The organism is Burkholderia sp. WP42, assembly GCF_000745665.1.
Taxonomy (GTDB): domain Bacteria; phylum Pseudomonadota; class Gammaproteobacteria; order Burkholderiales; family Burkholderiaceae; genus Burkholderia; species Burkholderia vietnamiensis.
In genome coordinates this window covers 28,258-43,503 of record NZ_KN050725.1, presented here as the reverse complement: position 1 = coordinate 43,503, position 15,246 = coordinate 28,258, and the positions used below count along the sequence as shown (strand labels likewise).

14 protein-coding genes are annotated in these 15,246 nt (G+C 68.9%); 6 read left to right on the top strand and 8 right to left on the bottom strand.

Annotated features, from left to right (window positions below; all coding sequences use genetic code 11):
* Positions 1-20: 20 nt before the first annotated feature.
* Positions 21-1,472: a cardiolipin synthase gene (gene cls / locus EX20_RS26680; RefSeq protein WP_034195305.1), complete on the top strand. Its 1,452-nt coding sequence runs from the start codon at positions 21-23 to the stop codon at positions 1,470-1,472.
* A 102-nt stretch (positions 1,473-1,574) separates the two neighbouring features.
* Here cls and EX20_RS26675 read toward each other — a convergent pair whose 3' ends face one another.
* Positions 1,575-2,054 (bottom strand): glutathione peroxidase, encoded by a 480-nt coding sequence (locus tag EX20_RS26675; RefSeq protein ID WP_014723231.1) that lies wholly within the window; start codon positions 2,052-2,054, stop codon positions 1,575-1,577.
* Between the two features lie 136 nt (positions 2,055-2,190).
* Here EX20_RS26675 and EX20_RS26670 point away from each other — a divergent pair, with 136 nt between their 5' ends.
* Complete coding sequence (locus EX20_RS26670; RefSeq protein WP_014723232.1) at positions 2,191-4,119, top strand: ATP-binding cassette domain-containing protein; 1,929 nt, start codon at positions 2,191-2,193, stop codon at positions 4,117-4,119.
* Between the two features lie 198 nt (positions 4,120-4,317).
* Here EX20_RS26670 and EX20_RS26665 read toward each other — a convergent pair whose 3' ends face one another.
* From EX20_RS26665 to alr, 3 genes are all read right to left on the bottom strand, one after another.
* Positions 4,318-4,584 carry a DUF2866 domain-containing protein gene (locus tag EX20_RS26665; RefSeq protein ID WP_014723233.1) on the bottom strand — a complete coding sequence of 89 codons (267 nt, stop codon included), beginning with the start codon at positions 4,582-4,584 and terminating at the stop codon, positions 4,318-4,320.
* Positions 4,585-4,721: 137 nt separating this feature from the next.
* Positions 4,722-6,098: a DNA repair protein RadA gene (gene radA / locus EX20_RS26660; protein ID WP_011885162.1), complete on the bottom strand. Its 1,377-nt coding sequence runs from the start codon at positions 6,096-6,098 to the stop codon at positions 4,722-4,724.
* A 9-nt stretch (positions 6,099-6,107) separates the two neighbouring features.
* Entirely contained in the window at positions 6,108-7,178 is a 1,071-nt protein-coding gene (gene alr, locus EX20_RS26655; RefSeq protein ID WP_011885163.1) for an alanine racemase, read from the bottom strand.
* A 218-nt stretch (positions 7,179-7,396) separates the two neighbouring features.
* Between alr and lplT the strand changes: the two genes are divergently transcribed.
* Together lplT and thiD are read left to right on the top strand one after the other, a co-directional pair.
* Entirely contained in the window at positions 7,397-8,704 is a 1,308-nt protein-coding gene (gene lplT / locus EX20_RS26650; protein WP_014723234.1) for a lysophospholipid transporter LplT, read from the top strand.
* Positions 8,705-8,771: 67 nt separating this feature from the next.
* Positions 8,772-9,581 carry a bifunctional hydroxymethylpyrimidine kinase/phosphomethylpyrimidine kinase gene (gene thiD, locus EX20_RS26645; protein ID WP_034195304.1) on the top strand — a complete coding sequence of 270 codons (810 nt, stop codon included), beginning with the start codon at positions 8,772-8,774 and terminating at the stop codon, positions 9,579-9,581.
* Positions 9,582-9,599: 18 nt separating this feature from the next.
* Here thiD and EX20_RS26640 read toward each other — a convergent pair whose 3' ends face one another.
* Genes EX20_RS26640 through tsaB form a run of 4 tightly spaced genes read right to left on the bottom strand, consistent with a single transcriptional unit; the run spans position 9,600 to position 12,856 of the window.
* Positions 9,600-10,559, bottom strand: a complete 960-nt coding sequence (locus EX20_RS26640) for a DUF1853 family protein (protein WP_034195303.1) — start codon at positions 10,557-10,559, stop codon at positions 9,600-9,602.
* Complete coding sequence (locus tag EX20_RS26635; protein WP_034195302.1) at positions 10,556-11,605, bottom strand: uracil-DNA glycosylase; 1,050 nt, start codon at positions 11,603-11,605, stop codon at positions 10,556-10,558. The genes EX20_RS26640 and EX20_RS26635 overlap by 4 nt, the downstream gene beginning before the upstream one ends.
* Entirely contained in the window at positions 11,592-12,092 is a 501-nt protein-coding gene (rimI, locus tag EX20_RS26630; RefSeq protein WP_014723236.1) for a ribosomal protein S18-alanine N-acetyltransferase, read from the bottom strand. Before rimI ends, EX20_RS26635 begins: the two co-directional genes overlap by 14 nt.
* Entirely contained in the window at positions 12,089-12,856 is a 768-nt protein-coding gene (tsaB, locus tag EX20_RS26625) for a tRNA (adenosine(37)-N6)-threonylcarbamoyltransferase complex dimerization subunit type 1 TsaB (protein ID WP_011885169.1), read from the bottom strand. The genes rimI and tsaB overlap by 4 nt, the downstream gene beginning before the upstream one ends.
* Positions 12,857-13,016: 160 nt before the next feature.
* Between tsaB and EX20_RS26620 the strand changes: the two genes are divergently transcribed.
* Both EX20_RS26620 and EX20_RS26615 read left to right on the top strand, forming a co-directional pair.
* Complete coding sequence (locus EX20_RS26620; RefSeq protein WP_011885170.1) at positions 13,017-13,286, top strand: acyl-CoA-binding protein; 270 nt, start codon at positions 13,017-13,019, stop codon at positions 13,284-13,286.
* 359 nt (positions 13,287-13,645) lie between these two features.
* The gene (locus EX20_RS26615) at positions 13,646-15,196 is read left to right on the top strand and encodes a DEAD/DEAH box helicase (RefSeq protein ID WP_011885171.1); all 1,551 of its coding nucleotides are present in this window, start codon (positions 13,646-13,648) and stop codon (positions 15,194-15,196) included.
* Positions 15,197-15,246: the final 50 nt, after the last annotated feature.

Genomic DNA, 15,246 nt, shown 5'->3' with positions numbered 1-15,246 from the left:
CAGCCGTCCGCCACGCGCCTATGACCTTCGACTGGCTTCATGACTGGCTTCACCTCGGCACCCTGCTCCTGGCCATCCATGTGCTCGGGATCGTCGCGGCGTGCCACGCGATCATGAACACGCGCACGTCGCAAGGCGCGGTCGCGTGGGCCGTGTCGCTCGTCGCGATGCCGTACCTCACGCTGGTCCCCTATCTGTTCCTCGGCCGCAGCAAGTTCTCCGGCTACGTCGACGCGCGCCGCCAGGAGTTGCGGGCGCTGCGCACGCATACGCAGCGCGCACCGTGGCTCGATGCGCACGGCGCCGACGGGCCGGCAGCCGCGGCGATCGGCCCGGCCGCCGTGCTCGCGCTCACGCGTCTCGGCGGGATGCCGTTCGTCGGCGGCAACACCGTGCGCACGCTGGTCAACGGCGATGCGACCTTCGCGGCGATCCTCGCGGCGATCGACGCCGCGCGCGACTACGTGATCGTCCAGTTCTTCATCGTGCGCGACGACGCGCTCGGCCGGATGCTCAGCGATGCACTGCTCGCGCGCGCCGCAGCCGGCGTGCGCTGCTATCTGCTGTACGACAGCATCGGCAGCTTCGATCTGCCGCGCAACTACGTCGACACGCTGCGCCGCGGCGGCGTCGACGTGCATCCGTTCGCGACCCGCCGCAAGTTCGTCAACCGCTTCCAGCTGAACTTCCGCAACCATCGCAAGATCGTCGTCGTCGACGGCGACCGCGCGTTCGTCGGCGGCCACAACGTCGGCGTCGAATATCTCGGCGCGAACCCGCGCCTGTCGCCGTGGCGCGATACCCATATCGAGATCCGCGGGCCGGTGGTCGCGAGCATCCAGTACGTGTTCGCCGAAGACTGGCACTGGGCCACGCAGACGCTGCCGGCGCTCGCCGCGCCGCCGGCCGCCCTGCCCGGCGACACGATGCACTGCCTGGCCGTGCCGATGGGGCCGGCCGACAAACAGGAAACCGGCTCGCTGTTCTTCGTCGAGGCGATCAACGCCGCGCGCGAACGGGTGTGGATCACGACGCCGTATCTCGTGCCCGACGAAGCGGTGCTCGCCGCGCTGAAGCTCGCGGTGATGCGCGGCGTCGACGTGCGCATCCTGATACCGAGCCGGCGCGATCACTACGTCGTGTTCGAGGCGTCGAAGCTCTATGCGCGCGACCTCGTCGACGCCGGCGTCAAGGTGTTCCGCTACCGCAGCGGCTTCCTCCACCAGAAGGTCGTGCTGATCGATCGCGTCGCGGCCGCGGTCGGCAGCGCGAACCTCGACAACCGTTCGTTCCGGCTCAACTTCGAGATCATGGTGCTGACCGTCGACGCGGCGTTCGCAGCGGACGTCGCGACGATGCTCGATGCCGACTTCGCGCTGGCGGACGAGGTCGACGCCACCGAGTATCGGCGCTCGCCTGCATGGCGGCGCATCGCGATGCACGTCGCCCGCCTGTTCGCGCCGATTCTGTAGCCGGCCGTATGGGCCGCCACGCGGCGCGGCCCGCATGCATTCGCGCCGCTCGTGCGGTGCCGCCTTACCGCCTCGCTCGACACGAACTCGCTCAGCCCACCATCACAGCAGCTTGTCGATATCCGCGGCGATCTCCTCGGGCTTCGTCGACGGCGCGTAGCGCTTGACGATGCGCCCGTCGCGACCGATCAGAAACTTCGTGAAGTTCCATTTGATCGCCTTCAGGCCCAGGATGCCGGGCGCCTCGTCAGTCAGGTAGCGGTACAGCGGATGCGCGTGGTCGCCCTTCACGTCGATCTTCGCGAACATCGGGAACGTGACGCCGTAGTTGCGCTCGCAGAACGCGCCGATCTGCGTCGCATCGCCCGGCTCCTGCTTGCCGAACTGGTTGCACGGAAAGCCGAGCACGAAGAAGCCGCGCGCCGCGTATCGGTCGTACAGCTTCTGCAGGCCCGCGTACTGCGGCGTGAAACCGCACTCGCTCGCGGTGTTGACGATCAGCAGGACCTTGCCGCGATACGCGTCGAGCGACACCGGCTCACCGGCGAGCGTCTCTGCGCTGAACGAATACAGGGTGGACATCGGGCACTCCTTATATGAAACCGGACCGACGTGGAGTCTAGGCGAAATCGCGCCGTTGCGGCACTGGCCGAACGGACGATCTCCGGCACGGCGCGCGCGCAGTCTAGAATAGCGGTTTTCGTCAGCCATTCCCGCCGTGATCCGTTTCAATCAGTTCAGCCTTGCGCGCGGCACCAAGCCGCTGTTCGAGTCGGCCTCGTTCGTGCTCAATCCCGGCGAGAAAGCCGGCCTGATCGGCGCGAACGGCGCCGGCAAATCGACGCTGTTCGCGGTGCTGCGCGGCGAGCTGCATTCCGACGGAGGCGATTTCGCGATGCCGCCGTCGTGGCGCATCGCCCACGTGTCGCAGGAAACGCCGGCCGTCGACCGCTCGGCGCTCGACTACACGCTCGACGGCGACACCGCGCTGCGCGAGATCGAGGCGCGCATCGCCGCGGCCTCGGCCGCGCATGACGGCGCAGCCGAGGCCGACGCGCACGCGGCATTCGCCGACGCCGACGGCTATACGGCGCCGGCGCGCGCCGAAGCGCTGCTGCTCGGCCTGGGCTTCACGCTCGCGCAGACGCGCGAATCGGTCGCCAGCTTCTCGGGCGGCTGGCGCATGCGGCTGAACCTCGCGCAGGCGCTGATGTGCCGTTCCGACCTGCTGCTGCTCGACGAGCCGACCAACCACCTCGACCTCGACGCGATCGTCTGGCTCGAAGACTGGCTGCACCGCTACGCCGGCACGCTGGTCGTGATCTCGCACGACCGCGAATTCCTCGATTCGATCTGCAACGTCACGCTGCATCTGGAGAATCGCCAGGTGAAGCGCTACGGCGGCAACTACTCGCAGTTCGAAGTGCTGCGCGCGCAGCAGCTGGCGCTGCAGCAAAGCGCCTACGAGAAGCAGCAGAAGACGATCGAGCATCTGCAGAGCTTCGTGGACCGCTTCAAGGCGAAGGCCACCAAGGCGAAGCAGGCGCAAAGCCGGATGAAGGCGCTCGAGAAGATGGAGCTGATCGCGCCCGCGCACATCGCGTCGCCGTTCACGTTCGAGTTCCGCACGCCCGACGCGGCGCCGAACCCGATGCTCGTGATGGAAGACGTCCGCTGCGGCTACCATGCCGACGACGGTGCGGAAATTCCGATCGTCGAGCGCGTCACGCTGTCGATCCAGAACGGCCAGCGCATCGGCCTGCTCGGCGCGAACGGCCAGGGCAAGTCGACGCTGATCAAGACGCTGGCCGGCACGCTCGCGCCGCTGTCCGGCCACGTGCGCGAAGGCAAGGGGCTGACGATCGGCTATTTCGCGCAGCATCAGCTGGAAACGCTGCGCGAAGACGATTCGCCGCTCGCGCATCTCGCACGGCTCGCGCCCGACACGCGCGAGCAGGAGTTGCGCGACTTCCTCGGCGGCTTCAATTTCTCGGGCGACATGGCGACGAGCGCGGTCGGCCCGTTCTCGGGCGGCGAGAAGGCGCGGCTCGCGCTCGCGCTGATCATCTGGCAAAAGCCGAATCTGCTGCTGCTCGACGAGCCGACCAACCACCTCGATCTCGAAACGCGTCACGCGCTGACGATGGCGCTCGCGCAGTTCGAAGGCACGCTGATCCTCGTGTCGCACGACCGCCATCTGCTGCGCGCGACGACCGACCAGTTCATGCTCGTCGCGAAGCACCGGCTGCAGCCGTTCGACGGCGACCTCGACGATTACCGCGACTGGCTGCTGCAGCACGCGGCCGAGCAACGCGCGGCCGCGAAGGCCGACAGCGCGGCGTCCGCTACGGAGCCCGGCGTCAATCGCAAGGATCAGAAGCGCCAGGCCGCCGAGGAGCGTCAGCGCCTGTCGCAGCTGAAGAAGCCGCTGCAGAACCGCATCTCGAAGCTCGAAAAGCAAATGGAAACGCTGCATGCGGAAAAGGCGCGGCTCGATGCGTTCGTCGCCGATCCGGCGAGCTACGAGGCCGCCCGCAAGACGGAGCTGACCGACGCGATCCGCACGCTCGGCGAAGTCACGACGCGCCTCGAAGCCGTCGAGGCGGAGTGGCTCGCGGTGCAGGAAGAGCTCGAGCAGATCGGCTGAACGGCAACGCTGAACTGCAACGCCGGCCGGACGCCGTCGCGAGCGCGTCCACGGCAGCCGCGCGGCGGCGGCGCGCCGCACGTCGACGGACGTGCCGGTTTACCGGCCCGAATGCAAAGAGGCCGGGCATCTGCCCGGCCTCTTTGCCCATACCGCGTCCGACGTCGATGCACCGACCTGCCCCGATCGCACCGCCGCTCAACGCCGCGGCAGCGTATCGCGCGGCAACTGCTCGTCGTCGCCCATCAGGTGACGCCGCCCTTCGATCGGCCGGCGAATCGCCGCGGCGACTTCCGCTTCCGTCACGTCCTCGGACACGACGCGGCGCGCGAGGCGTCCTTCGTCGTCGATCCACTCGACGATCCGGCATCCGCCGCCCCACGGCTGGACGATCGGCTCCGACACGCGGCAGCCGCGCAGCTGGTAAAGGCGTCCGCTCGGCGCTTCCCTATACGGTTTCAACATAGGTTCCCTTCGCATTGCGCGGTTCGACAATCGGGCAAAGGATAGGGAAAAGCGATGTCCGGCGGGTTACAACTGCCTACATATCGTTTACAGCACGTTACGCGGCCGACCGTCTGCGCGACGCCGGCCGCACCGCCTCATTCGAGTTCGCGCACGCGGTCGATCGCCTGCTCGATGCGCTCGACGGCCATCACGTTCAGCCCTTCGATCGGCTGCTTCGGCGCATTCGCCTTCGGAATCAGCGCGGCCGTGAAACCGAGCTTCGCGGCCTCGCGCAGCCGCTCCTGGCCGCGCGGCGACGGCCGGATCTCGCCCGCGAGCCCCACTTCGCCGAACACGATCAGCCCCTTCGGCAACGCCTTGTTGCGCATCGACGAATGGATCGCCAGCAGCACCGCGAGGTCGGCGGCCGGCTCGGTGATCTTCACGCCGCCCACCGCATTCAGGAACACGTCCTGGTCGAAGCACGCGATGCCCGCGTGCCGGTGCAGCACCGCGAGCAGCATCGCGAGCCGGTTCTGCTCGAGGCCGACCGCGAGCCGGCGCGGATTCGGCACGTGCGCCGTATCGACGAGCGCCTGGATTTCGACGAGCAGCGGGCGCGTCCCCTCCTGCGTGACCAGCACGCAGGAGCCGGGCACGACCTGCTCATGCTGCGACAGGAACAGCGCCGACGGATTCGCGACGCCGCGCAGCCCGCGCTCGGTCATCGCGAACACGCCGAGCTCGTTGACCGCGCCGAAGCGGTTCTTGAACGCGCGCACGAGCCGGAACGACGAATGGGTGTCACCTTCGAAGTACAGCACCGTGTCGACGATGTGCTCGAGCACGCGCGGGCCCGCGAGATTGCCCTCCTTCGTCACGTGGCCGACCATGATGATCGCGGTGCCCGACTGCTTCGCGATGCGCGTGAGCTGCGCCGCGCACTCGCGCACCTGCGCGACCGACCCGGGCGCGGAAGTCAGCGCCTCCGAGTACACCGTCTGGATCGAGTCGACGACGGCCACGTCGGGCCGTTCGGTGTCGATCGCGGCCTGGATCTTCTCGAGCTGGATCTCGGCGAGCAGCTTCAACTCGGCCACCGGCGCGCCGCCGTCGAGCAGCGCGAGCCGCTGCGCGCGCAACGCGATCTGCGCGGCCGACTCCTCGCCGCTGATATACAGCGCGCGCCGCTCGCTCGCGATGTCGGCGAGCGACTGCAGCAACAGCGTCGACTTGCCGATGCCCGGATCGCCGCCGATCAGCACCACGCCGCCGGGCACCAGGCCGCCGCCCAGCACGCGGTCGAATTCGCCGATGCCAGTCGAGAAACGCGGCACGTCGGCTGCCTCGATGTCGGCCAGGCGCTGCACCGGCGCGCGTTTCGCGAGCGACTGGAACCGATGGGCGGCCGGCGATTCCGCGACCGACTCGACGAGCGTGTTCCAGGCATGGCACGACGGGCACTGGCCCTGCCATTTCGGGGTTTGTCCGCCGCACTCGCTGCAGACGTAGACGGTTTTCTGTTTCGCCACGCGTCGCCCTTATTCCGCCCGCACCGGTACGCGAGGCGCGACCGCACACATCAATTCATAGCCGATGGTTCCGCAATGGCGCGCGACGTCGTCGATCGGCAGCGTGTTGCCCCACAGCTCGACGCGCGCGCCGACGCCGGCCTGCGGGCACGGGGTCAGGTCGACGGTGATCATGTCCATCGACACGCGGCCGACGATCCGCGTGCGGACCCCGTCGACGATCACCGGCGTGCCTTCGGGCGCGACGCGCGGATAGCCGTCCGCGTAACCGCACGCGACGACGCCGATGCGCATCCGGGCCGGCGCCGAGAACGTCGACCCATAGCCGATCGCCTGCCCCTTCGCGATCGTCTGGACGGCGATCAGCTCGGACGTGAGCGTCATCGTCGGCTGCAGGCCCGTGTCGGCGATGTCGGCCGACAGCCCCGACGGCGATGCGCCGTACAGCACGATCCCCGGCCGCACCCAGTCGAAGTGCGTGTCCGGATGCCACAGCACGGCGGCCGAATTCGCGAGGCTGCGCGCGCCGGCGATGTTTTCCGCGCCGCGCTCGAACGTCGCGAGCTGCTCGGCGACGCCGCGCTCGGTGTCGGCATCCGAAAAATGCGTCATCAGCGTGATCTGGCCGATCGCCGGGCACGCGCGCGCACGCTCCCATGCGGCGCGGTATTTTTCCGGCTGGTAGCCGAGCCGGTTCATCCCGCTGTTCATCTTGAGCTGCACGTTGACGGGCTTCGACAGCCGCGCCGTCTCGAGCATCCGCATCTGCTCGTCGTTGTGGACGGTGGTCGTGAGGCTGTAGCGGTCGATCACGTCGATGTCGGTCGAGCGGAAGAACCCCTCGAGCAACAGGATCGGGCCGGCCCAGCCGAGCTCGCGCAGCTTCACCGCTTCGTCGAGATCGAGCAGGCCGAAGCCGTCGGTGCCGCGCAGGCCGGGAAACACGCGCGCGAGACCGTGGCCGTACGCATTGGCCTTGACGACCGCCCAGACCTTGGACGGACCGGCAAAGCGACGCACGACGGAGAGATTGTTCGCGAGAGCGGCGGTATGGATGGTGGCGGAGATCGGGCGCGGCATGGGAAATTTACGTAAAGACGCTTGCAAATCAGCAGCTTACCGCGCCTTTTGAGCACCGAAGCCGACACTTTGCGGAACGATCGGGGGATCTTGCTAGTCCGAACTGCCGTATTTTCGTGTTATAAAGCCCTGCGCACAACCCATTTCGAACGGAATAAGCCGATCGCATACCAGGCGGCCTACGCGGCCCTGCCGCAGCGACGAAAGCATCGCATCAGATGAAAAAAGGTTTTTACACCATCATGGCCGCGCAGTTTTTCTCGTCGCTGGCCGACAATGCGCTTCTCATCGCCGCCATCGCCCTGCTGAAAGACCTCCACGCGCCCAACTGGATGACACCGCTGCTCAAGCTGTTCTTCGTGTTGTCCTATGTGGTGCTGGCCGCGTACGTCGGCGCATTCGCCGACTCGCGCCCGAAGGGTCGCGTGATGTTCATCACGAACACGATCAAGGTCCTCGGCTGCCTGATCATGCTGGTCGGCGCCCATCCGCTGTTCGCGTACGGGATCGTCGGGTTCGGCGCCGCCGCGTACTCGCCGGCCAAATACGGGATTCTGACCGAGCTGCTGCCGGCCGACCGCTTGGTGGCCGCGAACGGCTGGATCGAAGGCACGACGGTCAGCTCGATCATTCTCGGCACCGTGCTCGGCGGCGCGCTGATCAGCCCGCACATCGCGGTGCACGTGATCGCGCACACGCCTGCGTGGATCGCCACGCCGGCCGAAGCCGCGATGGCGATCATCATGATGATCTACGTGGTCGCCGCGCTGTTCAATCTGCGCATTCCCGATACCGGCGCCCGCTACCCGAAGCAGGAGCGCGGCCCGGTCAAGCTGCTCACCGACTTCGCCGACTGTTTCATGGTGCTCTGGCGCGACAAGCTCGGCCAGATCTCGCTCGCGGTCACGACGCTGTTCTGGGGCGCGGGCGCGACGCTGCAGTTCATCGTGCTGAAGTGGGCCGAGGTTTCGCTGAACATGTCGCTGTCGGAAGGCGCGATCCTGCAGGCGGTCGTCGCGATCGGCGTTGCGGGCGGCGCGATCGCCGCTGCCGCGCGGATCCCGCTGAAGAAGTCGCTCACCGTGCTGCCGGTCGGCATCATGATGGGCATCGCCGTGATGCTGATGGCGTTCTATACGCGCAACCTGTTCCCGGCGCACTGGGCCGTGCATATCGGCCATCTGCGCCTGCCGGTCTACCTGATCGTCGCCTACCTTTTCCTGATCGCCGTCGGCGCGCTGTCCGGCTACTTCGTCGTTCCGATGAACGCGCTGCTGCAGCATCGCGGCCACGTGCTGCTGTCGGCCGGCCACTCGATCGCGGTGCAGAACTTCAACGAGAACCTGTCGGTGCTCGTGATGCTGTGCCTGTATGCGGTGCTGGTCTGGCTCGACGTGCCGGTCGGCATCGTGATCGTGCTGTTCGGCACGTTCGTCTGCCTGACGATGTGGCTCGTGATGCGCCGCCATCAGGCGAATCAGCGTCAATTCGACTCGGTCGCGCTGATCGGCGAATCGCGGCACTGACGCTACACTTGCCGTTCCTTCCGCTCCAGTCCATCCGCGCCGGTCGTCGAACCGGCGCGTTGCCATCATGACGCACCCGATACCCAACGTCCTGACGATCGCCGGTTCCGATTCGGGCGGCGGCGCGGGCATCCAGGCCGATCTGAAGACCTTCTCCGCACTCGGCGCGTACGGCGCGAGCGCGATCACCGCGCTGACCGCGCAGAACACGCGCGGCGTGACCGGCGTGCATGCGCCCGACGCCGCGTTCGTCACCGCGCAGCTCGATGCGGTGTTCGACGACATCCGGATCGACGCGGTGAAGATCGGCATGCTCGCGAACGCGTCGATCGTGCATGCGGTGGCCGAGGCGCTGCGGCGTTACGCGCCGCGGTTCGTCGTACTCGACACGGTGATGATCTCGAAGAGCGCGCACGCGCTGCTCGCGCCCGACGCGGTCGATGCGCTGCGCCGCGCGCTGCTGCCGCTCGCAACCGTCGTTACGCCGAACCTGCCCGAAGCGGCCGCGCTGCTCGGCGATGCGCACGCGACGACCGAGGACGACATGGTCCGGCAAGGCCGCGCGCTGCTGCAGACCGGCGCGCGCGCGGTGCTGATGAAAGGCGGTCACCTGCCCGATGCGGCCGTGAGCCCCGACTGGCTCGTCGACGCCGCGCACGCGGTGCGGCTCGACGGCGCGCGCGTGCCGCTCAGCAACACGCACGGCACCGGTTGCACGCTCGCGTCGGCGATCGCCGCATTGCTGCCGCAACGGCCCGACCTCGACAGCGCGGTACGCGACGCGAAGACCTACCTGACCGGCGCGATCGCCGCGAGCGGCCGGCTCGACGTCGGTCGCGGCGTCGGCCCGGTGCATCACTTCCATCGGTGGTGGTGAGCGCCGGCCGAGCGTGCGTCAGCGGTCCGGCGCGGCGAACGCGACAGCGCGCGCCGGCCAGTCGTCGGGCACGATGAAGCCGCGCGCCGTCTCGCGCCAGAGGCGATCGTTACGCTGCCGATAGACGCCGATCAGCGCGGGCGCCTGGCGCGCGGTGAGCGCGGACGGCACGCCGGACGTATCCGCCAGCGCTTCGGGCGCGGCATCCGGCGCGAGCCGGCGCGGCGCGAGCCACGCGAGCCGCGGCAGCACGCTCCATGCCGCGCCGTCGGGTTGCGCGGCCGCCCATGCCGGCCATTGCGCGTGCGTGAGCCAGAAGCCGCGCGGATGATCGTCGGCGATTTCGGCGGACACCGGCGGCAGTGGCACGCCGTACGGATAGAACAGCCAGCCCTTGACGAACATCTGCGCGTCGGACGGCGCGCCGTAGCCGAGCAGCGCGAAGCCGTGCCGATCGCCGAGCCGCAGTTGGTGCTCGAGCAGCCGGCTGCGCTTGCGATCGAGACGGTCGGCGAGGTTCGGGCCGACGAAATCGGCGAGCGATGCCGCGCCGGCGACCGGCGCGCACAGATAGCATTTGACCGCGAGTTCCCAGTGCAGGCGCTGCCCGTCCGGTGCGTCGACGAGAAAGTCGACTTCGCCGAGCGTCTTGCCGTTGCTGCGCAGCGGCAGGTTCGCGGCGACGAGCCGCAACGACGGCCCATGCGTGAGGAAATATTCGAGCAGGCATTCGGCATAGCGGCCGAGCCGCACCGGGCGCACGCCGTCGAGCGCGCGGTGCAGCGGCTGCGGCGCGGCGTCGAGCGCGGCGAGCCATGCTTCGACGGCCACGCGCTCGATCGCATCCGACCAGGGATGCGCGAGCGGCGCACCGGGCGCCGCCGTCAGCAGGCTCGGGCTCGCGAGGAGCCAGCCCAGATCGCGTACCGCGGCATCGCGCAGCGTATCGACGAATGCGAACGCCGCGTCGTGCGTCATCGGCCGGCCGGCCCGCTCGCGTCGGTCGCCGCCGACTGCCGGAACGTATCGCGCGCGAGGCACAGGTCGGCCCATGCCTTCGACTTGTCCTGCAGGCTGCGCAGCAGGTAGGCCGGATGGTAGGTGACGATCACCGGCACGCCTTCGTAGGTGTGCACGCGGCCGCGCAGCGATGCGATGCTCGCGTCCGTCTTCAGCAGCGTCTGCGCGGCGAAGCGGCCGAGCGCGACGATCAGCTTCGGCTTCACGAGCGCCACCTGGCGCTGCAGATACGGCTCGCAGCGCGCCACCTCGTCCGGCTCCGGATTGCGGTTGCCGGGCGGGCGGCACTTGATCACGTTCGCGATGTAGACGTTCGTGCCGCGCGCGAGCGTGAGCGACTGCAGCATGTTGTCGAGCAGCTTGCCGGCCTGGCCGACGAACGGCTCGCCCTGCTTGTCCTCGTTCTCGCCCGGCGCCTCGCCGATCAGCATCCAGTCCGCTTCGCGATCGCCGACCCCGAACACCGTCTGCGTGCGCTTCTCGCACAGGCGGCAGCTCGTGCAGCCGGCCACGCGCGCGGCGAGCGCGTCCCAGTCGAGCGTCGCGACCGGCGCGACGTCGGCGCGCATCTCGGCCGGCGGCAGCGGATCGCCGGGCGGCGTCGCGTCGAACCAGGCGAAATCGTCCTCGGCGGCGAGCGGCATGTCGCTCGCGGGAGCGGGCGATGTAGCGGGCATCGATGCATGGTCGGCCGCGGCGGCGGCGTGGGCGGGACGGTCCGATTCGGCTCTCGGCATGGCTGTGCCGACGCGCGTCGCATCCTCGCGCGCTTGCACGGGCTGGGCCGGCTGTGCCGATCGCGTCGTGCGTTGCGCTGGCGAGGCCGCGGCCTCAGCGACGTCGGCCGGCACGGCGGTCGCGGTCGTTGCGGTCGTTGCAGCCACCGCATCATCCATCGCGCCCGCCACCGCATCACCCGCCGCACTGCCCTGCCTCCCCTGCCCGCGCCGCACCCAGATCTGCGCGAGACCCATTTCCTCGAGCGCTGCTTCAGCCCACGCCATGCGCGTCCCCCTCGTCCTTGTTCAGCGTCAGACGCATCACGATCGCGTCCTCGCGGCTGCGATGCTTCGCCGGATAGTAGTTCTTGCGCCGGCCGATCGTCGCAAAGCCGAAGCGCTCGTACAGATGGATCGCGCGCGCATTGGACGGCCGCACCTCGAGCAACACGCCGTCGAGCCGTTCCGCGCGCGCGATGCGCACCGCTTCGCGCAGCAGCGCGAGGCCGGCGCCCGATTGCTGAACGGCCGGCGCGACGCACAGATTCAACAGATGCATCTCGTCGATCACCGGCATCAGCACGCAATAGCCGACGAGCGCGCCGGTCACGTGCCGCAGGCACACGCCGAAATAGCCGTTGCGCAGCGAATCCTCGAAGTTGCCGCGGCTCCACGGGAATTCGTACGCGACCTGCTCGATCGCGACGACTTCGTCGAGATCGGCATCGGTCATCGGCGACAGGTAGCGATCGCTGAGCAACACACCCGTCATGGCTTCGCTCCGCCTGCCTGCGCGGCGCGCGCGGCCATGCGTTCGGCGGTGGTCTGCGCGACCTTGTCGCGCACGTATTCGGGCGCGGCATGCTCGGCCGGCACCGTCCGGCCGGCGCGGAACGCGCGCAGCGCGACATGCGCGAGCGCCAGCGCATGCGGCAGCGCTTCGCCGTCGATCACGGCGGCCCGTGCGGCAGCCGGCAATTGCGCACCGAACGCGGCGGCGGCGTTGCCCGCGAGCGTGAACGGCGCATCGGGCACGCCGACTGCGCCCGGCGCATCGAGCGCCGCCGGATGCAGCGTCTGCCAGTCGCCCGCACGCTCGTCCCACGCGAAATCGGCCCAGTACGCCTCGTCCATCCGCGCATCGAGCGCGGCCAGCACGCGCGTCGTGCCCGGCGCGCGCAGCCGCGCGTGCTCGGCGCACACGAGCAGCGTGCCGACCGGCACGACCGGCAGCCCGCGGCCGAACGCGAGACCCTGCGTGATGCCGGTCGCGGTACGCAGGCCGGTGAACGAGCCGGGGCCCGCGCCGAACGCGATCGCATCGCAATCGGCGAGCGCGAGGCCCGATTCGGCGAAAAGCTCCTGGACGGCCGGCAGCACGCGGGTGCTGGACACGGCGCCCGTCAGCTCGTGGCGGACCCAGGTTTGCGGGGAGGAAACGGCGGCGTCGGCCGGAGCCGAGCGCAGCAGCGCGACCGAGCAGTATTCGGTCGACGTATCGATGGCGAGGAGCACTGTTTGCGTCATGGCCGACATTGTAATGCGGCGCCCCGCTCCGACGGGCGTTCGGCGATGATCGCGGCGCTCGCGGCGCGCCGCGGGCGGTTTGGAAGGATCGCTCGACCCCGCGCGGCGCGGCGCTTGTTAAGATCGGCCGGACCTGAAACCCTTACTGAACTATTTACGGAGACACGCGATGAGCGACCTCACCGCCCAATTCGACCAGGCCCAGATCGACGTCAAGCAACTGACCGAGCGCCCGGGCAACCTGACGCTGCTGCGTCTGTACGCGCTGTTCAAGCAGGCGACCGACGGCGACGCGCACGGCGACAAGCCGGGCTTCACCGACATCGTCGGCAAGTACAAGTACGACGCGTGGGAAGCGCTGAAAGGCACGTCGCAGGACGCGGCGAAGCAGCAATACGTCGAGCTGGTCGAATCGCTGAAGAACGGCACGGCGTCCTGATCGGGCCCGCCCGCCGCAAGCACTGCTCAAATCAGTGGCGCAGCGCAGCAAATATCCTTATAATGCTGGCTGCGTCACCTCCCGCGCTCGGCTCGTAAGCCGTTCCGGCACGACGCCTCGTAGCGTTAAGCTCCAATCCGGTTTAGAACCTGTCCCCTCCTGCTTCGACCCTCGCGGTCGTCACGTATCAGGCTGGCGGCCCCGCTCCAGAAGCGCGCCGCACCCAAAACAGCTTCTAATGCCTCATCCGCCGACGGTTCGGCGGATTGCACCCGTTTCCCGATTTGCTCGCTGAATCCGACGACTTGGGTATGCGCGATTGGCGCCGACGTTTCACCCACTGTGTTTCAAGGATTGTTATGACTTCGAGCATCAATACCAGCCCGCTCAACGCGATCGCCGACCAGGCGCTCGGTCTCGACGCCGCCGCACCGGCCGCAGTCGAACCGGCGTCGGACGAGCCGACTTTCGCGTCGCTCGGGCTGTCGCCGGAGATCGTCTCCGCGCTGGAGGCAGCCGGCTACGCCAAGCCGACGCCGGTGCAGCAGCGCGCGATTCCGGCCGGTATCGCCGGCCGGGATCTACTGGTATCGAGCCCGACCGGTTCGGGCAAAACGGCCGCCTTCATGCTGCCCGCGATCGAACGCTTCGCGCAGCTCCAGAAATCGCAGGCGCAGCAACCGCGCGCGCCGCGTGAACCGAACCAGGGCGACCGCCGTGCGCGCCGCCCGCAACCGGTCGCTCGTCCGAGCCTGCTCGTGCTGACGCCGACCCGCGAACTCGCGATGCAGGTCACCACGGCCGCGACGACCTACGGCAAGCACCTGCGTCGCCTGCGCACGGTCAGCATCCTCGGCGGCGTGGCCTACGGCCAGCAGCTGATGCTGCTCGCGAAGAACCCCGAGATCCTCGTCGCGACGCCGGGCCGCCTGCTCGACCACCTCGAGCGCGGCCGCATCGACCTGTCGGAACTGAAGATGCTCGTGCTCGACGAAGCCGACCGCATGCTCGACATGGGCTTCATCGACGACATCGAAACGATCGTCGCCGCGACGCCCGCGTCGCGCCAGACGATGCTGTTCTCGGCCACGCTCGACGGCAAGATCGGTTCGCTGACGAGCCGTCTGCTGAACAACCCGGAGCGCATCGAGATCGTCGCGAAGATCGAGTCGCGCGCGAACATCGCGCAAACGGTGCACTACGTCGACGACCGCGACCACAAGGATCGCCTGCTCGATCACCTGCTGCGCGACGACGCGCTCGACCAGGCGATCATCTTCACGGCGACCAAGATCGACGCCGACCAGCTCGCCGGCCGCCTCGCCGACGCCGGCTTCGAATCGGCCGCGCTGCACGGCGACCTGCCGCAGGGCGCGCGCAACCGCACAATCCGTGCGCTGCGCGAGCGTCGCGTGCGCGTGCTGGTCGCGACCGACGTCGCGGCCCGCGGCATCGACATCCCCGGCATCACGCACGTGTTCAACTACGACCTGCCGAAGTTCGCGGAAGACTACGTGCACCGTATCGGCCGCACCGGCCGCGCCGGTCGCTCGGGCACCGCGGTGAGCCTCGTGCACCACGCGGAACAAGGCGCGCTCAAGCGCATCGAGCGCTTCGTGCGCTCGCCGCTGCCGGTCAACGTGATCGAAGGCTTCGAGCCGCGCAAGGCACCGACCCGCACGCCGGGCAGCGGCGGTCGCGGCCGTCCGGGCGGCGGTAACGGCGGTCGCCGTTTCGGCGGCAAGCCGGGCGGCGGCTACGGCAGCGGCAATGGCCGTAGCTACGGCGGCGGCACTGGTAACGGCAACGGCGGCGGCTGGAGCGGCAAGCCGGGCGGCAGCCGCGACGGCGGTCCGCGCCGCGACGGCCAGCGCAGCGGCGGCCCGCGTCGCAGCAACTCGGCGTCGTAAGCACGCCCCGGGCGGCCCCGCCGCCCCAGCCATCGGCAAGACCGGCGCAC